Annotated in this window: 15 protein-coding genes; 5 read left to right on the forward strand and 10 right to left on the reverse strand. The window is 72.3% G+C overall.

The features are described from left to right. The first annotated feature begins 15 nt into the window (after positions 1 to 15). Complete coding sequence (locus AB0D29_RS23170; RefSeq protein ID WP_362856698.1) at positions 16 to 1,515, forward strand: amino acid permease; 1,500 nt, start codon at positions 16 to 18, stop codon at positions 1,513 to 1,515. Between the two features lie 94 nt (positions 1,516 to 1,609). Here AB0D29_RS23170 and AB0D29_RS23175 read toward each other — a convergent pair whose 3' ends face one another. The 3 genes from AB0D29_RS23175 to AB0D29_RS23185 all read right to left on the reverse strand — a co-directional run bounded on the left by AB0D29_RS23175 (position 1,610) and on the right by AB0D29_RS23185 (position 6,094). Next, entirely contained in the window at positions 1,610 to 2,650 is a 1,041-nt protein-coding gene (locus AB0D29_RS23175; protein WP_362856699.1) for an LCP family protein, read from the reverse strand. Between the two features lie 91 nt (positions 2,651 to 2,741). Next, positions 2,742 to 4,871 carry a 3-hydroxyacyl-CoA dehydrogenase NAD-binding domain-containing protein gene (locus AB0D29_RS23180; protein WP_362856701.1) on the reverse strand — a complete coding sequence of 710 codons (2,130 nt, stop codon included), beginning with the start codon at positions 4,869 to 4,871 and terminating at the stop codon, positions 2,742 to 2,744. Further along, complete coding sequence (locus AB0D29_RS23185; RefSeq protein ID WP_030713513.1) at positions 4,868 to 6,094, reverse strand: acetyl-CoA C-acyltransferase; 1,227 nt, start codon at positions 6,092 to 6,094, stop codon at positions 4,868 to 4,870. Before AB0D29_RS23185 ends, AB0D29_RS23180 begins: the two co-directional genes overlap by 4 nt. 320 nt (positions 6,095 to 6,414) lie before the next feature. Here AB0D29_RS23185 and AB0D29_RS23190 point away from each other — a divergent pair, with 320 nt between their 5' ends. After that, positions 6,415 to 7,584 carry an alpha/beta hydrolase gene (locus tag AB0D29_RS23190; protein WP_362856703.1) on the forward strand — a complete coding sequence of 390 codons (1,170 nt, stop codon included), beginning with the start codon at positions 6,415 to 6,417 and terminating at the stop codon, positions 7,582 to 7,584. Positions 7,585 to 7,645: 61 nt separating this feature from the next. Here AB0D29_RS23190 and AB0D29_RS23195 read toward each other — a convergent pair whose 3' ends face one another. The 3 genes from AB0D29_RS23195 to AB0D29_RS23205 all read right to left on the reverse strand — a co-directional run bounded on the left by AB0D29_RS23195 (position 7,646) and on the right by AB0D29_RS23205 (position 10,650). Further along, a complete protein-coding gene (locus AB0D29_RS23195) occupies positions 7,646 to 8,929 on the reverse strand; it encodes a ribonuclease D (RefSeq protein WP_351585526.1) in 1,284 nt (427 codons plus the stop codon). Between the two features lie 150 nt (positions 8,930 to 9,079). Continuing rightward, positions 9,080 to 9,742 (reverse strand): response regulator transcription factor, encoded by a 663-nt coding sequence (locus tag AB0D29_RS23200; protein ID WP_007267191.1) that lies wholly within the window; start codon positions 9,740 to 9,742, stop codon positions 9,080 to 9,082. Between the two features lie 251 nt (positions 9,743 to 9,993). After that, complete coding sequence (locus AB0D29_RS23205) at positions 9,994 to 10,650, reverse strand: DUF3000 domain-containing protein (protein ID WP_351585525.1); 657 nt, start codon at positions 10,648 to 10,650, stop codon at positions 9,994 to 9,996. 91 nt (positions 10,651 to 10,741) lie between these two features. Between AB0D29_RS23205 and hemE the strand changes: the two genes are divergently transcribed. After that, positions 10,742 to 11,806 carry a uroporphyrinogen decarboxylase gene (gene hemE / locus AB0D29_RS23210; protein WP_362856705.1) on the forward strand — a complete coding sequence of 355 codons (1,065 nt, stop codon included), beginning with the start codon at positions 10,742 to 10,744 and terminating at the stop codon, positions 11,804 to 11,806. A 75-nt stretch (positions 11,807 to 11,881) separates the two neighbouring features. Here the strand turns inward: hemE and AB0D29_RS23215 are convergent, their stop codons facing one another. From AB0D29_RS23215 to AB0D29_RS23225, 3 genes are all read right to left on the reverse strand, one after another. Next, positions 11,882 to 13,264 (reverse strand): FAD-dependent oxidoreductase, encoded by a 1,383-nt coding sequence (locus AB0D29_RS23215; RefSeq protein ID WP_362856706.1) that lies wholly within the window; start codon positions 13,262 to 13,264, stop codon positions 11,882 to 11,884. A 61-nt stretch (positions 13,265 to 13,325) separates the two neighbouring features. Next, a complete protein-coding gene (locus AB0D29_RS23220; protein WP_362856708.1) occupies positions 13,326 to 13,973 on the reverse strand; it encodes a DUF4349 domain-containing protein in 648 nt (215 codons plus the stop codon). After that, on the reverse strand, positions 13,970 to 14,359 hold the full coding sequence (locus AB0D29_RS23225; RefSeq protein ID WP_362856710.1) for a hypothetical protein: 390 nt from the start codon (positions 14,357 to 14,359) through the stop codon (positions 13,970 to 13,972). The genes AB0D29_RS23220 and AB0D29_RS23225 overlap by 4 nt, the downstream gene beginning before the upstream one ends. A gap of 135 nt (positions 14,360 to 14,494) precedes the next feature. Here AB0D29_RS23225 and hemG point away from each other — a divergent pair, with 135 nt between their 5' ends. Then, positions 14,495 to 16,000: a protoporphyrinogen oxidase gene (gene hemG / locus AB0D29_RS23230; protein ID WP_362856711.1), complete on the forward strand. Its 1,506-nt coding sequence runs from the start codon at positions 14,495 to 14,497 to the stop codon at positions 15,998 to 16,000. 4 nt (positions 16,001 to 16,004) lie between these two features. Then, complete coding sequence (gene hemQ / locus AB0D29_RS23235; RefSeq protein ID WP_362856713.1) at positions 16,005 to 16,718, forward strand: hydrogen peroxide-dependent heme synthase; 714 nt, start codon at positions 16,005 to 16,007, stop codon at positions 16,716 to 16,718. A gap of 113 nt (positions 16,719 to 16,831) precedes the next feature. On the opposite strand, the gene AB0D29_RS23240 is transcribed toward hemQ, so the two are convergent. Further along, positions 16,832 to 18,493, reverse strand: a complete 1,662-nt coding sequence (locus tag AB0D29_RS23240; protein ID WP_362856714.1) for an alpha/beta fold hydrolase — start codon at positions 18,491 to 18,493, stop codon at positions 16,832 to 16,834. Positions 18,494 to 18,547: the final 54 nt, after the last annotated feature.

Genomic DNA, 18,547 nt, shown 5'->3' on the forward strand with positions numbered 1-18,547 from the left:
GTCGGAGGTGCGTCGGTGAGCAAGGACCTGAACAGCGTCTTCCGCACCAAGACGGTCGAGCAGTCCATCCGTGACACGGAGGAGCCGGAACACGCGCTCCGGAAGTCGCTCTCCGCCTGGGACCTGACGGTATTCGGTGTGGGTGTCATCATCGGCACCGGCATCTTCGTCCTCACGGGCATCGCTGCCCGGAACAACGCGGGACCCGCCACCGCCCTCGCCTTCGTGGCGGCGGGCATCGTGTGCGCCCTCGCGGCCCTCTGCTACGCCGAGTTCGCGTCCACCGTCCCGGTGGCCGGATCGGCGTACACCTTCTCGTACGCCTCGATCGGTGAGCTGCCCGCCTGGATCATCGGCTGGGACCTGGTGCTGGAGTTCGCACTCGGCACGGCGGTGGTCGCGGTCGGCTGGTCCGGGTACGTGCGCCACCTCATGGACACCAACCTCGGCTGGACCCTGCCGACCTCCCTGTCCGGCCCCGATGCCGGCGGCCACTTCGACCTGCTGGCGTTCGTGCTGGTCCTGGCACTGACGTGGATCCTGGTCGTCGGGACGAAGCTCTCGGCCCGCATCACCGCGGTCGTCGTCGCCATCAAGGTCACGGTCGTGCTGCTGGTCATCATCGCGGGTCTGTTCTTCATCAAGGCCGACAACTACTCGCCGTTCATCCCGCCGGCCCAGCCACAGGCCGAGGGCGTCAGCGGCTGGCACTCCCCCCTGGTCCAGCTGCTCTTCGGCTACGAGCCCACGAACTTCGGCGTCATGGGCATCTTCACGGCGGCCTCGCTCATCTTCTTCGCCTTCATCGGCTTCGACGTGGTGGCGACGGCGGCCGAGGAGACCAAGAACCCCCAGCGGGACATGCCGCGCGGCATCCTCGGCTCGCTGCTGGTCTGCACGGTGCTCTACGTCGCCGTGACCCTGGTGGTCACCGGCATGCAGAAGTACTCGGAGATGTCCCCGACCGCGCCGCTCGCCGAAGCCTTCAAATCGGTGAACCAGCCCTTCTTCTCGGGCGCCATCAGCCTCGGCGCGGCCGTCGGTCTGATCACCGTGTGCATGATCCTGCTGCTCGGCCAGACCCGCGTGTTCTTCGCGATGAGCCGTGACGGACTGCTGCCCCGGGTCTTCTCCGTGACGCACCCGAAGTACCGCACCCCCTACCGCGCGACCCTGCTGCTCGGCGGGATCATCGCGATCGTCGCGGGTTTCACCAGCCTGGAGACCCTCGCGGAACTGGTGAACATCGGCACGCTGTTCGCCTTCGTGGTGGTCGCCCTCGGCGTGATCATCCTCCGCAAGAGCCGCCCCGACCTGCACCGGGCCTTCCGGACCCCGTGGGTGCCGTTCGTCCCGATCGTGTCCATCGCGGCCTCGTTCTGGCTGATGCTCAACCTGCCGGCCGAGACCTGGCTGCGCTTCGGCATCTGGATGGCCATCGGCATCATCGTCTACTTCGCCTACGGGTACCGCAACAGCCGGCTGCACAAGGTCGGCCAGGACGCCAAGTTCTGAGCGCCGCTCACCGGCCGCACACGACGGCAGCGGGCCCGCACGGGAAATGTCTCCCGTGCGGGCCCGCTGCGTCGTGCGTGCGGTAGTCGGCGGCTCAGCCCTTGGCGGGGGAGTCCTTCGCCGAGGCGGGGACCTTCTCGTCCTTGCGCAGGGCGTCCCACAGCTGGGTGGCCTGCGGCTCGGCCACGACCACGCGGTTCGGGTCCACCTTGTCGTAGGCGACCGGCAGCATGATCGTCTCCATCGTGTCCGGGTTCACGCCCTTCATGCTCTGCGCGAAGTCGGACAGCGCGGTGAGCGAGGCGAGGTCGGAGTCGGTGGTCAGCGACTTGGTCCCGGCGTCCGCGAGCTTGTACAGCCGGGCCGGGTTGCCGAGGGCGTCCTGCTTCTTGATCTCCGACAGCATCGCCAGCATGAACTGCTGCTGCAGGCCTATGCGCCCGAGGTCGCTGCCGTCGCCGTAGCCGTAGCGGGTACGGACGAACTTGAGCGAGTCGGTGCCGTTCAGCCGGTGCGTGCCCGCGTCCAGCTTCAGGCCGCCCTTGGCGCCGCTCATCGGCTTGTCGAGGGTGACGGTGACCCCGCCCAGCGCGTCCACCAGGCCCTTGAAGCCGGCGAAGTCCACCTCGACGAAGTGGTCCACGCGCACCCCGGACAGCTGCTCCACGGTGTTGACCACACAGGCCGGACCGGCGAGCGAGTAGACGGAGTTGAACATGACCCGCTTGGCGGACGGCACGGTCTTGCCCTTGCCGTCCTTGCACTCGGGCCGGGTGATGAGGGTGTCGCGGGGGATGCTCACCGCGGTCGCCTTGGCCCGGCCCTCGGGTATGTGCACCAGCATCGCGGTGTCCGAGCGGGCGCCGCTGACGTCACCGTGGTCGAGGTCGGCATTGGCGCCGGCGCGCGAATCGGAGCCGAGCACCAGGATGTTCTGCGCGTTCGCGACGACCTTCGGGGGGCGGTTGTCCCCGATCGCCTGATCCAGGTCGACGCTGTCGATGTTGCCGTTGAGATGGCTGTACGTCCACCAGCCCGCCCCGGCCGCGCCCAGGATCAGCACGGCGACCAGCAGCAGGGTGATCCGCAGAATGCGGCGTCGGCGGCGCCTGGGCCGCGCGTGCGTTTCCGTCATGGGGGTGAATCTTAGACAGATATTCGAACGGCCGAAGCCCGCCCCCCGAAGGGGGCGGGCCAGGCCGTGGAATGCCCGTCTGCGACCCGGACTAGGCCGGGACGCTCGCCAGGCCGGGAGCGAGGAACTTCTTGCCGTTCACGCGCTCCGAGACGCCTTCACGGTCCAGGTACGGCGTGATGCCGCCCAGGTGGAAGGGCCAGCCGGCACCGGTGATGAGGCAGAGGTCGATGTCCTGGGCCTCGGCCACGACACCCTCCTCCAGCATCAGGCCGATCTCCTGCGCCACCGCGTCCAGGACGCGGTCGCGGACCTGCTCCTCGGTCAGGACGGAGTCGCCCTGCACCAGGAGGGCGGCGACCTCGGGGTCCAGCTCCGGCTTGCCGGAGTCGTAGACGTAGAAGCCGCGCTTGCCGGCCTTGACGACCGCCGCGAGGTTCGGGGAGACGGTGAAGCGCTCCGGGAAGGCGCGGTTCAGGGTCTCGGAGACGTGCAGACCGATCGCCGGGCCCACGAGCTCCAGGAGCACCAGCGGGGACATCGGCAGGCCGAGCGGCTCGATGGCCTTCTCCGCCGTGACGACCGGGGTGCCCTCGTCGATGACGTTCTGGATCTCGCCCATGAAGCGGGTCAGGATGCGGTTCACGACGAACGCCGGGGCGTCCTTGGTGAGGACCGCGGTCTTCTTCAGCTTCTTGGCGACACCGAAGGCCGTGGCCAGCGAGGCGTCGTCGGTCTGCTCACCGCGGACGATCTCCAGCAGCGGGAGGATCGCGACGGGGTTGAAGAAGTGGAAGCCGACCACGCGCTCCGGGTGCCGGAGCTTCGAGGCCATCTCCGACACCGACAGCGAAGAGGTGTTGGTGGCGAGGATCGCGTGCGCCGGGGCGACCGCCTCGACCTCCGCGAACACCTTCTGCTTGACGGACATCTCCTCGAACACGGCCTCGATGATGAAGTCCGCGTCCGCGAAGCCCTCGGCCTTGTCCAGGACACCGGTCACCAGGGCGGTCAGGCGGTTGGCCTTGTCCTGGTTGATGCGGCCCTTGCCGAGCAGCTTCTGGATCTCGGCGTGGACGTAGCCCACGCCCTTGTCCACGCGCTCCTGGTCGATGTCGGTGAGGACCACCGGCACCTCCAGGCGACGCAGGAAGAGCAGCGCCAGCTGCGAGGCCATCAGGCCCGCGCCGACGACGCCGACCTTGGTGACCGGACGGGCCAGGGACTTGTCCGGGGCACCGGCCGGGCGCTTGGCGCGCTTCTGGACCAGGTTGAAGGCGTAGATGCCGGAGCGCAGCTCGCCGCCCATGATGAGGTCGGCCAGGGCCGTGTCCTCGGCGTCGAAGCCCTTCTGCAGGTCGCCGTCCTTGGCCGCCTCGATGATCTCCAGCGCGCGGTAGGCGGCCGGGGCCGCGCCGTGCACCTTGGAGTCCGCGATGGCGCGGCCGCGGGCGACGGCCGCGTCCCAGCCCTCGGCGCGGTCGATCTCGGCGCGTACGACCTCGGTGGTGCCGTTCAGCACGTTCGCGGTCCACAGGAGCGACTGCTCCAGGAAGTCCGCGCCCTCGAACAGCGCGTCCGCGATGCCCAGGTCGAAGACCTGCTTGCCGCGCAGCTGCTTGTTCTGGTTGAGCGAGTTCTCGATGATCACCGAGACCGCGCGGTCCGCGCCGATCAGGTTCGGCAGGATGGCGCAGCCGCCCCAGCCCGGAACCAGGCCGAGGAAGACCTCGGGCAGCGAGAAGGCCGGGATGGCCTTCGAGACGGTGCGGTAGGAGCAGTGCAGGCCGACCTCGACGCCGCCGCCCATCGCCGCGCCGTTGTAGTAGGCGAAGGTCGGGACCGCGAGCGCGGAGAGGCGCTTGAAGACGTCGTGGCCGCCCTTGCCGATGGCGAGCGCCTCGTCGTGCTTCTTCAGCAGCTCGACACCCTTGAGGTCGGCGCCGACCGCGAAGATGAACGGCTTGCCGGTGATGCCCGCGCCGACGATGGAGCCCGCGAGGGCCTCCTGCTCGACCTGGTCGATCGCCGCGTTCAGGTTGGCGAGGGACTGCGGACCGAAGGTGGTCGGCTTGGTGTGGTCGAAACCGTTGTCCAGCGTGATGAGCGCGAAGCGCCCGGCGCCGAACGGCAGGTCCAGGTGGCGGACGTGCGCGGAGGTGACGACCTCGTCCGGGAACAGCTCGGCCGCACCCTTCAGGAGCTCGGCGGTGGTGCTCACTTGGCGTCTCCCTCGGCGGTGAAGTGCGGGTTCTCCCAGATGACCGTGGCGCCCATGCCGAAGCCGACGCACATGGTGGTCAGGCCGTAGCGGACGTGCGGCTGCTCCTCGAACTGACGGGCCAGCTGCGTCATCAGGCGCACGCCCGAGGAGGCGAGCGGGTGACCGAAGGCGATGGCGCCGCCGTACTGGTTCACGCGGGCGTCGTCGTCGGCGATGCCGTAGTGCTCCAGGAAGGCGAGCACCTGCACGGCGAACGCCTCGTTGATCTCGAACAGGCCTATGTCCTCGATGGACAGGCCGGCCTGGGCGAGGGCCTTCTCGGTGGCCGGGATCGGGCCGTAGCCCATGACCTCCGGCTCGACACCGGCGAAGGAGTACGACACGAGGCGCATCTTGACCGGGAGGTTGTTCTCGCGGGCGAAGTCCTCGGACGCGATGATCGCGGCGGTGGCACCGTCGTTGAGACCGGCGGCGTTGCCCGCGGTGACCCGGCCGTGCGTACGGAACGGGGTCTTCAGGCCGGCCAGGTTCTCCAGCGTGGTGCCCGGGCGCATCGGCTCGTCGGTGGTGACCAGGCCCCAGCCCGTCTCACCGGCCGCCTCGTTGGTGTTGCGCACCGAGATCGGGACCAGGTCCTGCTGGATCTTGCCGTCGGCGTACGCCTTGGCGGCCTTCTCCTGCGAGCGCACGGCGTACTCGTCGGCGCGGAGCTTGGTGATCGTCGGGTACCGGTCGTGCAGGTTCTCGGCGGTCATGCCCATGAACAGGGCGGACTCGTCGACCAGCTTCTCGGAGACGAAGCGCGGGTTCGGGTCCACGCCCTCGCCCATGGGGTGACGGCCCATGTGCTCGACACCGCCGGCGAGGGCGACGTCGTACGCACCGAAGGCCACACCGCCCGCGACGGCGGTCACGGCGGTCAGCGCGCCGGCGCACATGCGGTCGATGGAGTAGCCCGGGACGGACTGCGGGAGGCCCGCGAGAATGCCGGCCGTACGGCCCAGCGTGAGGCCCTGGTCGCCGATCTGCGTGGTCGCGGCGATGGCGACCTCGTCGATCTTCTTGGGATCCAGGTCCGGGTTGCGGCGCAGCAGCTCCCGGATCGCCTTCACGACGAGGTCGTCGGCGCGGGTCTCGTGGTAGATGCCCTTCGGGCCCGCCTTGCCGAACGGGGTGCGGACGCCGTCGACGAAGACGACGTCCCTGACGGTACGAGGCACGTTGGCTCTCCTCCAGGTGCGGGTGTGCACTGCTGCGCGCGGGGGCGTTCGGCATGCGTTGCTGAGCGCCCGCTCACCCGACCATGCTACTTGCGGGTAACCCTTGTGGACACCCCCTCCCCCAGGAGCGGTGAAGGTCACACTCCGCCCGCGGCGGTGCGATCGTGCGCCCCCGTCCGATCGGACCCGGCGGGCCAACCCGTTCAGGTCACGTGTGGCGGGCGCCCGGCCGTGGTCGTGGCATTTCCCCCGGACCGTCCCGATCCTGACCCGGCCGGAGCGTCCCTCCTCCGGCTGAGTCGACGGATCGGATGCCAGCGATGCCCCCCACCACCCCGGCCGTGAACCACCAGGTCCCGCACACCTCGACCGTCCCCGCCAACAAGGGACAGGCCGTCAGCCTGTTCGTGCGCGAGTACGACGGCACCCCCACGGGCCCCAACGCGCAGCGCAAGACCGTCCTGATGCTGCACGGCCGGAGCGTTCCGTCGGTCGTGGCCTTCGACCTCCAGCACGACGGAGGCAAGTACAGCTGGGCGCGGTTCCTGGCCGGCGCGGGGTTCGACGTGTTCCTCATGGAGCTCACCGGATCCGGCCTGTCGCCGCGGCCGGAGATGGACAAGCCCCGCAACGCCAACCCGCTGCACCAGGGCATCCTGATCCCGAACCCGCTGCCGGACGCCAGCCCGCCGCCCTACCCGCACGAGCTGGGGAACTCGGAGAGCGAATGGGGCGAGGTCGACACGGTGGTCGAGTTCATCAAGAGCCTGCGGGGCGTGGCCAAGGTGTCCCTCGTCGGCCAGTCGGCCGCCGCCTTCGTGTTCGGGCCGTACGCGATCCAGCACCCCGAGAAGGTCGAGAGCCTGCTCCTCCTGGCGCCGATCTATCCGCCCGACGGCCGGGCCAGCGTGCCGCCCGACGGCTTCGGCGCACCGGTCCCGATGTTCCCCGTGTCCGACCCGCCGTCCCTGTTCGGTTTCCCGATGAACCTGACCAGCAGGACGGGTCTCGAAAGCGCCTGGGACAAGGAGGTGCACGGCAAGAAGCAGCGGGCGGCCGGCATGGTCGAGGCGGTGTGGAAGGAGTGCATGGAGGTCGACCCGATCGGCAGGACCTGGGGCGGCCCGGTCGCCGGAGCGCCCGAGGGCGTCCTGCGGTTCCGCAACTCCTTCTGGTGGGGCTGGAACAAGGACACCGTCTCGATCGGCGGCGTGCTAGGGGACCGGGTCCCGGTGATGATCGTCTACGGCGAGCACGACCAGACGGCGAACTCGCCCACCTTCTCCGTCCCGGCGTTCTACGACGCGATCCCCGGCGTCCGCAAGCTGATGTTCCGGGTGGCCGGCGCAGGACACTCCATGGTCTGGGAGCGCCAGCACAAGGTCCTGCACCGGCTGTCCAAGCGGTGGCTCCAGCACGCCAAGGTCGACGACCTGGAGAAGGGCAGCTTCTACGTGGACGAGGACGGCGCCTACACGGACACCATCTAGCCAGTGCCCCCCGGCGCCGGGCCGAGGGGCCGGACCGGGGGGTTCCACCGCGTCGGGGCGGTCAGGCCGTGGCCGCCAGGGCCGGGACCAGGACCGGCGTCACCTGTTCGATCTGCCAGGCGCGGGCGCCGTAGCCGGCCAGGGCCTGCGCCACGGTGTCCGCGTCGAGCCGCTGCGGCGGCTCCCAGCACAGCCGGCGGACCGTGTCCGGGGTGATCAGGTTCTCCTGGGGCAGGTTGAGCGCTTCCGCCAGCGCCGAGACGGCGGCGCGGGCCGCCGACAGCCGGGCCGCGGCGGCCGGGTCCTTGTCCACCCAGGAGCGCGGCGGCGGCGGACCGGCCGGGGTCGCCCCCGGCTGCGGCAGCTCGCTCTCGGGCAGGGCCTTCGCCCGGTCCACGGCGGCCATCCACTGGTCCAGCTGGCGCCGGCCCATCCGCTGCCCGTAGCCGGGCAGGGCGGACAGGGTGTGCACGTTCGCGGGCAGGGCCAGCGCGGCCTCGACGATCGCGGCGTCGCCCAGCACCTTGCCGGGCGACACGTCGCGCCGCTGCGCGATCCGGTCCCGGGACTCCCACAGCTCCCGTACGACCGCCATCTGACGGCGCCGGCGCACCTTGTGCATGCCGGACGTACGGCGCCAGGGGTCCTTGCGGGGCGGCGCGGGCGGGGCGGAGGCGATGGCGTCGAACTCCTGGTGGGCCCACTCCAGCTTGCCCTGCCGGTCCAGCTCCTTCTCCAGCGCGTCCCGCAGGTCCACCAGCAGCTCCACGTCCAGAGCGGCGTAGCGCAGCCACGGCTCGGGAAGCGGGCGGGTGGACCAGTCGACGGCGGAGTGGCCCTTCTCCAGCGCGTAGCCGAGCACGCTCTCGACCATCGCGCCGAGTCCGACCCGGGGGAAGCCGGCCAGGCGGCCGGCCAGCTCGGTGTCGAACAGGGAGGTGGGCACCATGCCTATTTCGCGCAGGCAGGGCAGGTCCTGGGTGGCGGCGTGCAGGATCCACTCGGTGCCGGACAGGGCCTCGCCCAGCGAGGACAGGTCGGGGCAGCCCACCGGGTCGATCAGCGCGGACCCCGCACCCTCGCGGCGCAGCTGCACCAGGTAGGCGCGCTGGCCGTAGCGGTATCCGGAGGCTCGCTCGGCGTCGACGGCGACGGGGCCGGTGCCCGCGGCGAAGGCCGCGACCACTTCGGCGAGGGCGTCCGCGTCGGCGACCACCGGCGGGATCCCCTCACGGGGCTCCAGCAACGGAATCGGCAGCCCACCGGGCGGAACAACGACGTCGTCCGGGGGGCCGCCCCCGGTGGTGGTGCGCAGGTCTGCTGCGGTCTCTTGGGCGTCGGTCACCGGTCAAGGGTATCCGTGTATACGACGCGCCCGTCGCCGGAACGTTCCGTCGACGGGCGCGAGCAGTATGCGGGGAGTTTTCCGGGGGTATCCCGGGAGGTTCCCCCGGACCGGGTCCGGGGGACGGTATCCGGGAGTTGCGCCCCGCGCTCAGTGGATGATCCCGGTGCGCAGCGCGACGGCGACCATTCCGGCGCGGTCACCGGTGCCCAGCTTGCGGGCGATGCGGGCGAGGTGGGACTTGACGGTCAGGGCGGACAGGCCCATCGAGACGCCGATGGCCTTGTTGGACTGGCCCTCCGCGACGAGGCGCAGGACCTCGACCTCGCGGCCGGAGAGCTCGCGGTAGCCGCCCGGGTGGCTCGGGGCACCCGGGGGGCGGCGGTGCATGCGGGCGGCCGCGGCGCCGATGGGGGCGGCGCCGGGGCGGGTGGGGAGCCCGATGTTGGTCCGCGTACCGGTGACGACGTAGCCCTTCACTCCGCCCGCGAGGGCGTTGCGCACGGCGCCGATGTCGTCGGCGGCGGACAGGGCCAGGCCGTTGGGCCAGCCGGCGGCGCGGGTCTCGGAGAGCAGGGTGAGACCGGAACCGTCGGGCAGGTGGACGTCGGCCACGCAGATGTCGCGCGGGCTGCCGACGCGGGGGCGGGCCTCCGCGATGGACGACGCCTCGATCACGTCACGTACTCCGAGGGCCCACAGATGGCGGGTCACGGTGGAGCGGACGCGCGGGTCGGCCACGACGACCATGGCCGTCGGCTTGTTCGGGCGGTAGGCGACCAGGCTTGCGGGCTGCTCGAGAAGAACGGACACCTAGGCCTCCTGGGGGAGTGGCGGGACGGCCGGCTCGGGGAAGGAAGCCGGTGCGAACCGTACGGATGGTCACTGACTCCTTCGGCACGTCACCCGCCCGGCTTTAGGGAATGATCACGATTTGGTGAGTAACAATTCGGGCAATTCGGACGCACGATCGATCATCGGGTGATCAGAAGCCCGCATCGGACGCCGCCTTCCGACACCCACTGGACGAGGTGGTCCGCGGGAGCGGCCGTACGGCCCTGCGGCTACGGGTGGTGCGGACCGCGCCGCTGTGGCAGGGAGACGACGCCCGTGACGGTGTCCGTCGGACCCACCGGCGGCAGTCCCGCGATCTGGCACAGCAGCTCGCACCACGCCGACAGGTGCGCCGAGGTGTCCGGCACCCCGCCCACCCCCTCGCGGGGCGTCCACGAGGCTCTGATCTCGATCTGCGTGGCCGGGCGCCGCTCCGCGAGCCCGCCGAAGTAGTGCGAGCCGGCCATGGTCACGGTCCCGCTCGCCTCCCCGTACGTCAGCCCGCGCGCGTCCAGCGCACCCGTCAGCCAGGACCAGCACACCTCGGGCAGGAGCGGGTCGGCGGCCATCTCGGGCTCCAGCTCCGCCCGTACGAGCGTCACCAGCCGGAAGGTCCCGTGCCAGGCGTCGTGCCCGGCCGGATCGTGGAGCAGGATCAGCCGGCCGTCGGCGAGGTCGTCCTCGCCGTCCACCACCGCGGCCTCCAGCGCGTAGGCGTGCGGGGCCAGTCTCTGGGGCGGTTTCGTCGGGTCGATCTCGATGCCCGGGCGCAGCCGCGCCTTCTTCAAGCCGTCGACCGCCCGGCGGAACGGGAGCGGGACGGAGCTCTCCTTCGCGCTGTCCATACCGTCAGCGCCATCTGAAAATCGTCCCTGAGCCGCAGCCATGCGGGGAAGACTAGGCGGTATGTGCGGCCGTACGGCGCAGGGACACCCGCGCCGGGTCGGGCACTTCTTCATACGTGCGAAGATTTGGGTCGTGAGCGCCAACGAACGCCCGACGGGCCAGCCGAGTCAGACGTACGATTCCGCCTTCCTGAAGGCGTGCCGGCGCGAGCCGGTGCCGCACACCCCGGTGTGGTTCATGCGGCAGGCCGGGCGCTCGCTCCCGGAGTACCGCAAGCTGCGCGAGGGCACGCAGATGCTCGAGTCCTGCATGCGCCCCGACCTGGTCACCGAGATCACGCTGCAGCCGGTGCGCCGCCACAAGGTGGACGCGGCGATCTTCTTCTCCGACATCGTGGTCCCGCTGAAGGCCATCGGGGTCGACCTCGACATCAAGCCTGGCGTCGGCCCGGTCGTCGCCCAGCCGATCCGCCGCCGCGAGGACCTCGCACAGCTGCGCGACCTCACCCCCGAGGACGTCTCGTACGTCACCGAGGCGATCGGCATGCTCACGGGTGAACTGGGCGCCACGCCGTTGATCGGATTCGCGGGCGCGCCTTTCACCCTCGCGAGCTACCTCGTCGAGGGCGGCCCCTCGAAGAACCACGAGCACACCAAGGCCCTCATGTACGGGGACCCGGAGCTGTGGGCCGACCTGCTGGACCGCCTCGCGGAGATCACCTCCGCCTTCCTGAAGGTCCAGATCGAGGCCGGCGTCTCCGCCGTCCAGCTCTTCGACTCCTGGGTCGGCGCGCTCGCCCCGGCGGACTACCGCCGCTCGGTGATGCCCGCGTCGGCGAAGGTCCTGGAGTCCGTCGCCTCGTACGGGGTCCCGCGGATCCACTTCGGCGTGGGCACGGGCGAGCTCCTCGGCCTCATGGGCGAGGCCGGCGCCGACGTCATGGGCGTCGACTACCGGGTCCCGCTGGACGAGGCCGTCCGCCGCGTGGGCCCGGGCAAGGCGCTCCAGGGCAACCTGGACCCGGCGGTGCTCTTCTCCACGCCGGAGGCGGTCGAGGCCAAGACGGACGAGGTCCTCGCGGCCGCGGCCGGCCTGGAGGGCCACGTCTTCAACCTGGGCCACGGCGTCCTCCCGACGACCGACCCCGACGCGCTGACCCGCCTGGTGGACTACGTCCACACCAAGACGGCCCGCTGACCCGAGCAGGATCGAAACGTCGGTACCGCGCCGTGCAGGACATGGCACGGGCCGACGTTTCGCATGTCCGGCGGATCAGACGCCCGCCGAGCGGACCGCGGAGACGGCCTTGCGGGCCGCCACCAGGACGGGGTCCCAGACGGGGGAGAAGGGCGGGGCGTAGCCCAGGTCGAGGGTGACGATCTGGTCCACCGTCATGCCGGCCGTGAGGGCGACCGCCGCGATGTCCACGCGCTTCGCGGAACCCGCGCCGCCGACGATCTGGACGCCCAGCAGGCGGCCCGTGCGGCGCTCCGCCAGCATCTTCACCGTCATCTCCGCCGCGCCCGGGTAGTAGCCCGCCGTCGTCGTGGAGGTGATCGTGGCCGTCACGAAGCGCAGACCCGCCTCCAGGGCGTCCCGCTCGCGCAGTCCCGTACGCGCGATCTCCAGGTCGCAGACCTTGCTGACCGCCGTGCCGACGACCCCGGGGAAGGTCGCGTAGCCGCCGCCCACGCCCGAGCCGATGACCTGACCGTGCTTGTTGGCGTGCGTGCCCAGCGGGATGTGCCGGGTGCGGCCCGCGACCAGGTCCAGGACCTCCACGCAGTCCCCGCCCGACCAGATGTCCTCGTGGCCGCGCACGCGCATCGAGAGGTCCGTGAGGATGCCGCCCGACGGGCCGAGCGGCAGGCCCGCGGCGCGGGCGAGAGCCGCACGGGGCTCCACGCCGATGCCGAGCACGACCACGTCCGCCTCGTACTCCTCGCCCGAGGCCGTGGCCACCGCACGGGCCCGGCCCTGCTCGTCCGTGAGGATCTTCGTGACCTCGGCGCCGGAGACCGTACGGATCCCCATGCGGTTCATCGCGCTGTGCACCAGGCCGCCCATGTCCGGGTCCAGCGTGGCCATCGGCTGCGCGCCCCGGTGCAGCACGGTCACCTCGTAGCCCCGCTCCACCAGGGCCTCCGCCATCTCCACGCCGATGTAGCCCGCGCCGACCACGACCGCCCGGCGGCCCGGCGTGCGCTCCAGCGACTGCATCAGGCGCTGGCCGTCGTCCAGGGTCTGGATGCCGTGGACCCCGTGCGCGCCGATGCCGGGGAGCCGGGGGCGGACGGGGCGGGCGCCCGTGGCCAGGACGAGCTTGTCGTAGCCCGTCCAGGATTCGGATCCGCTGTCCAGATCCCGGGCGCGGACCCGGGATCCGGGCAGGTCGAGCTCCACGACCTCGGTGCGGGTGCGCAGGTCGATGCCCCGCGCGCGGTGCTCCTCGGGGGTGCGGGCGATCAGGTCGTCGCGCTCGGCGACCCGGCCGCCGACCCAGTACGGGATGCCGCACGCGGAGTACGAGGTGAAGTGCCCGCGCTCGAAGGCGACGATCTCCAGCTCCTCCGGGCCCTTGAGCCTGCGGGCCTGTGACGCGGCGGACATCCCCGCCGCGTCACCGCCGACCACCACCAGTCGTTCCGTCGCCATCGTCCGTACCGCCCCTTCACCCCGACATCGGATGGTGAACACGCTACGGGCGAACGCGCGTTCAGTCCTGCACGTCGGCCTCGGAGTCCGGAGCCGGTGTCCGGGGCGCGGGGACCTGGGCCGCCGTCCGCTGCGGAGCGGGGAAAGGGGCAGGGGTCGTGACCGGGGCCGCCTTCGGGCGGGCCGGGCGCCGCCGGCGGTACAGCCGGACCAGCAGCGCCACGACGGCGGCCGTCAGCACGAACGGGAGCAGCGCTCCCACCGCCACCGTCAGGTACCGCACGATCTTGGTGAAGACCTCCCAACCGCCGCTCAGGGCGCCCAGGAAGGTGGGCTCCTTCTCCTTCTTCTTCTCCTCGGCCACCGGCTTCGCCGCGGGCTCCGAGACTTCCAGCGTGATGGTGCCCATGGAGGTCTGGTCCTTCAGCGCCGCCTGCTGCGCCTGCAGCGACTCCAGGTCGGACTGGCGCCGGCTCAGCTCGCTCTCCAGCATCACCACCTCGCTCAGCGCCGTGGCCTTGCCCATCATCTCCCGTACCCGGGCCACGCTGGCCTGCTGCGACGCGACGCGGCTGCCGATGTCGGCGACCTTCTCGGTGACGTCCTGGGCGTCGACCTTCCGGTGCAGGAGCTTCCCGCTGCCCTCCATGGCGCCGAGCACGGCGTCGTAGCGCTCGCCGGGCACCCGCAGGGTCACCGTCGAGGTCATCCGGCCGTCCTCGCCGCGCCGGGTGGACTCGTGCCGACGTAGCCGCCCGCCCCGTCGGCCGCCGCGCGGGCCGCGGCGAGGGCCTTCTGGGCGTCCGTCGTCTCGATGCCGAGCGTCGCCGTACGGATCACGTTCGGGCGGACCACGGCGGCCGGCGGGGCGTTCTTGTCGCCCGGAGCCGCGGACGCGGCCGGGGCCGCCGCGGCCCCCTTCGCCCCCTCCGGGGCCTTGCCGTCCTGGGCGGGCGCCGGCGCGACCGCCGCCCGGTCGGCCGAGGACGTCTTGCCCCCGGAGTCCGCGCCGCAGCCGGTGAGCGCGAGCGCCCCGGCCAGCGAGAGGGCGGCCAGGGCCGCCGCGGAACGGTGTCTGTGCGGAGCACGCATCATGCAAACCCCCGGTGTTCGGCTGGTGTTGCCGTTTCGACGTACAGAGTCCCGTCGCGGGTTTCGCATCCACGGTCCCGGGCCGGTCCCGATGCGGTCACGGTCCGGCCTCGGAGATCGGTCTGAGACGATGTGTCCATGCACGAAGCGGACATGCGTACGGATCGGCCGGCCCGGCCGGGCTCCCCCGGCCACGTCGTCGTCATCGGCGGCGGCATCGCGGGCCTCGCGGCGGCCCACCGGCTGCTCGCCGAAGGCGCCCGCGTCACGCTGCTGGAGGCCGGACCGCGCCTCGGCGGCAAGCTGTACGCCGGCGAACTCGCCGGGGCCCGCGTGGACCTCGGCGCCGAATCGATGCTCGCCCGCCGCCCCGAAGGCGTGGACCTCGCCCGGGCCGTGGGCCTCGGCGAAGCCGTGCAGCCGCCCGCCACCGCCACCGCCCACCTGTGGACCCGCGGCGCGCTGCGGCCGATGCCGCGCGGGCACGTCATGGGGGTCCCGGGCGACCTGGGGCCGCTCGCCGCCTCCGGGGTGCTCTCCGCGGAGGGCCTGGCCCGCATCGAGGCCGAGCGCGAACTGCCGCCCACCGAGATCGGCGAGGACGTCGCCGTCGGCGCGTACGTCGCCGCCCGGCTCGGCCACGAGGTCGTCGACCGGCTGGTGGAGCCGCTGCTCGGCGGGGTCTACGCGGGCAACGCCTACCGCATCTCCATGCGGGCCGCCGTGCCCCAGCTCTTCGAGGCCGCCCGCACGCACGCGCTGCTGTCCGACGGCGTACGGGAACTGCAGCGCCGGGCCGCGGCCCAGCCCCAGCAGGCGGGTCCGGTCTTCGCCGGCATCGACGGCGGCATCGGACGGCTCCCGCTCGCCGTGGCCGAGGCCTGCCGCGCGGCCGGAGCGCGGATCGTCACCGGCGCCCCCGTCACCGAGGTCATGCGTACGGCTGAAGGCTGGCGGATCGTGACCGGCGCGGGGACCGCAGGGGCCGCCGGGTCGATCGAGGCGGACGGCGTGATCCTGGCCACCCCGGCCGGGCCGGCCGCCCGCCTGCTGGACGGGCTCGCGCCCACCGCCGCAGCCGAGCTGCGCGGCGTCGAATACGCCTCGATGGCCCTGGTCACCATGGCCTTCCGCCGCTCCGACCTGCCGGCCGCCGTCGCCGGCGGGGGCGCCAGCGGGTTCCTCGTACCGCCCGTCGACGGGCGGACCATCAAGGCCTCCACCTTCTCCAGCAACAAGTGGGCCTGGGCCGGGGCGGATCCCGAGCTCTTCCTGTTGCGCACCTCGGTGGGCCGGTACGCCGACGAGGCCGACCTGGGGCGCGAGGACGGCGAGCTGGTCGACGTCTCCCTCGCCGACCTCGGCGAGGCCGTGGGCCTCGCGGCCCGCCCGGTCGCCTCCACCGTCACCCGCTGGGACGGCGGGCTGCCCCAGTACCCGGTCGGCCACCTCGAGCGGGTCGCCCGGATCCGCGGCGCCGTCGCCGCCCTGCCGGGCCTCGCGGTGTGCGGCGCGCTCTACGACGGGGTGGGCATCCCGGCCTGTATCGGCAGCGCCGGCCGGGCCGCGGAGGCGGTGCTCGCCTCCCTCGGTGCGCGGACGGCACCCCTGGCGCCGACCACTGATCAGCGCACGGGACAATAGGAACATGACTGCACCAGAGAAGATTCCCAACGCGGGGAAGAAGGCGAAGGACCTCAACGAGGTCATCCGCTACACCCTGTGGTCCGTCTTCAAGCTGAAGGACGTTCTTCCCGAGGACCGGAGCGGCTACGCCGACGAGGTCCAGGAGCTGTTCGACCAGCTGGCCGCCAAGGACATCACCGTCCGCGGCACCTATGACGTCTCCGGCCTGCGCGCCGACGCCGACATCATGATCTGGTGGCACGCGGAGACGGCGGACGAGCTGCAGAGCGCGTACAACCTGTTCCGCCGCACCAAGCTGGGCCGCGCGCTGGAGCCGGTGTGGTCGAACATGGCCCTGCACCGCCCGGCCGAGTTCAACAAGTCGCACATCCCGGCCTTCCTCGCCGACGAGGTCGCGCGCGACTACGTCAGCGTGTATCCCTTCGTGCGCAGTTACGACTGGTACCTGCTGCCGGACGAGGACCGTCGCCGCATGCTCGCCGACCACGGCAAGATGGCCCGCGGCTACCCCGACGTCCGCGCCAACACCGTCGCCTCCTTCTCGCTGGGCGACTACGAGTGGATGCTGGCCTTCGAGGCGGACGAGCTGTACCGCATCGTCGACCTCATGCGTCACCTGCGCGCCTCCGAGGCCCGCATGCACGTCCGGGAAGAGGTGCCCTTCTACACCGGACGCCGCAAGTCCGTCGCCGATCTGGTGGCCGGGCTCGCCTGATACCTCCCCTGGGGGGAAGGACCGGAGGACGACCACACCGTCAGGTGAGTTCCTCCGGTGGATCGGGAGGCCCTGCCCCCGAAACGACGCAGCCGGAGATCCCGCCCGGAAGTTCAGACGACTGGCGGCAGCAGCGCCCTGCGGGCGCTCGCTGCCCGGTCGTCCAGCGACACCGGTGCGGGCTCCGGATGCGGCGCACACGTGACACGCCACCCGGGGGTGGCGCCCGTCAGCAGATACCGCTCCACGTGACGGTCCACGCAGTCGTTGCGTCCGCCGACCACTCCGTGCGAGCCGGACCCCGCCTCCGTCACCAGCCCGGCCCCGGCGCCCAGCCGCCGCTGGAGCTCCAGCGCTCCCGGGTACGGGGTCGCCCCGTCCCGCTCCGCCGCGACCACCAGCGTCCGCGGCAGCCGGACCGGCCCCTCGACCGCCACCGGCCGCTGCCGCCGCGCCACCGGCCACGAGGCGCACGGCAGGTTCAGGAAGGCGTTGGCCCAGGTCTCGAAGGGGGCCGTGCGGGCCAGCTCCGTGTTGTCGCGGTCCCAGGTCTCCCAGTCCGCGGGCCAGGGGGCGTCGTTGCACAGCACCGCCGTGTAGACGGCCGTCGCGTTCTCCGCCGCGGCCGCCCGGGCGGGGTCCGGAGCGGCCTGGGCGGCCAGTTGCGCCGGATCGCCGCGCAGGAAGGCCGCCAGGGCCGACGCCCGCTCCGGCCAGACGTCGTCGTAGTACGCGGCCTGGAGGTAGGCGGCCCGGAGTTCGCCGGTGCCGACCCTCCCGCCGGCGGGGGTACGGGCCACCGCGTCCCGGGCCCGCTCGTAGCTCGCCTGCACGGCCGCCGGGGTGGCGCCGAGGCGGTACGTTCCGTGGTGCCGGGCGGCCCAGGCGCGGAAGTCGTACCAGCGGCGCTCGAAGCCGGGCGCCTGGGCGAGGTTGTTGCCGTACCAGACGCGGCGCGGGTCGGGATCGACCGCCGAGTCCAGCACCATCCGGCGGACGTGGCCCGGGTGGAGGGTGGCGTAGACGGCGCCGAGGTAGGTGCCGTACGAGGCGCCCAGGAAGGTCAGCCGGTCCTCGCCGAGTGCGGCGCGCAGGACGTGCAGGTCGCGGGCGTTGTTCAGGGTCGAGTAGTACGGCAGGGCCGCGCCGGCCCGCCGCGCGCAGCCGCGGGCGTAGGCCAGGGCGGCCCGGGCGCGCTGCCTCTTGTACGCGGGGGAGGGGTCGGCCGGCTCCTGGGTGGGGCCCGCGGCACGTGTGGCGGGGTCCTGGCAGGACAGCGGGGCGGAGCGGCCGACACCGCGCGGGGCGTAGCCGACGAGGTCGTAGGCGGCGGCGATCCGCTGCCACTCGGGCAGTTCGGCGACGAGCGGGAAGTGCATCCCGGAGGCTCCGGGGCCGCCGGGGTTGTGGACGAGCGCGCCCTGACGGACGGCTCCGCGGGCGCGGGTGGCGGTGACCCGGCTGACGGTGAGGGAGATCTGCGGGCCGTCGGGGCGGGCGTAGTCGAGCGGTACGCGCAGCTCGGCGCAGCGGACCGGGGCGGGGAGCCCCTCGACGCCGGGGCAGGCGCGGAAGTCGAGGCGGGCGGTGGCGGCGCGGCGGGCGGCGAGCGCGGCTCCGGCCGACTCGGCGTCGGCGGTGGCGGCCTGGCCGGTTCCGGCGGACCCGGCGGTTCCGGCGGTCGGTGGGACCGGTGCGGCGCCGGCGGCCGGTGTGCACAGGGCGAGGGAGAGCGCCGCCACGGCGGCTCCGTGGCGCGCGAGTCGCGTCCGCATGACGGGGGCCTGCCTCTCATCGTATGAAGTGATGAGAGGCCGGACCGTGTTCGT

This window comes from Streptomyces sp. NPDC048424 (assembly GCF_040651555.1).
Taxonomy (GTDB): domain Bacteria; phylum Actinomycetota; class Actinomycetes; order Streptomycetales; family Streptomycetaceae; genus Streptomyces.

Excerpts from the sequence above, each read along its gene's own strand:
- AB0D29_RS23225 (WP_362856710.1), bottom strand. The coding sequence starts at position 14,359 with ATGATGCGTGCTCCGCACAGACACCGTTCCGCGGCGGCCCTGGCCGCC.
- AB0D29_RS23175 (WP_362856699.1), bottom strand. The coding sequence starts at position 2,650 with ATGACGGAAACGCACGCGCGGCCCAGGCGCCGCCGACGCCGCATTCTG.
- AB0D29_RS23220 (WP_362856708.1), bottom strand. The coding sequence starts at position 13,973 with ATGACCTCGACGGTGACCCTGCGGGTGCCCGGCGAGCGCTACGACGCC.
- AB0D29_RS23205 (WP_351585525.1), bottom strand. The coding sequence starts at position 10,650 with ATGGCTGCGGCTCAGGGACGATTTTCAGATGGCGCTGACGGTATGGAC.
- AB0D29_RS23240 (WP_362856714.1), bottom strand. The coding sequence starts at position 18,493 with ATGCGGACGCGACTCGCGCGCCACGGAGCCGCCGTGGCGGCGCTCTCC.
- hemG (WP_362856711.1), top strand. The coding sequence starts at position 14,495 with ATGCACGAAGCGGACATGCGTACGGATCGGCCGGCCCGGCCGGGCTCC.
- AB0D29_RS23190 (WP_362856703.1), top strand. The coding sequence starts at position 6,415 with ATGCCCCCCACCACCCCGGCCGTGAACCACCAGGTCCCGCACACCTCG.
- AB0D29_RS23215 (WP_362856706.1), bottom strand. The coding sequence starts at position 13,264 with ATGGCGACGGAACGACTGGTGGTGGTCGGCGGTGACGCGGCGGGGATG.
- hemQ (WP_362856713.1), top strand. The coding sequence starts at position 16,005 with ATGACTGCACCAGAGAAGATTCCCAACGCGGGGAAGAAGGCGAAGGAC.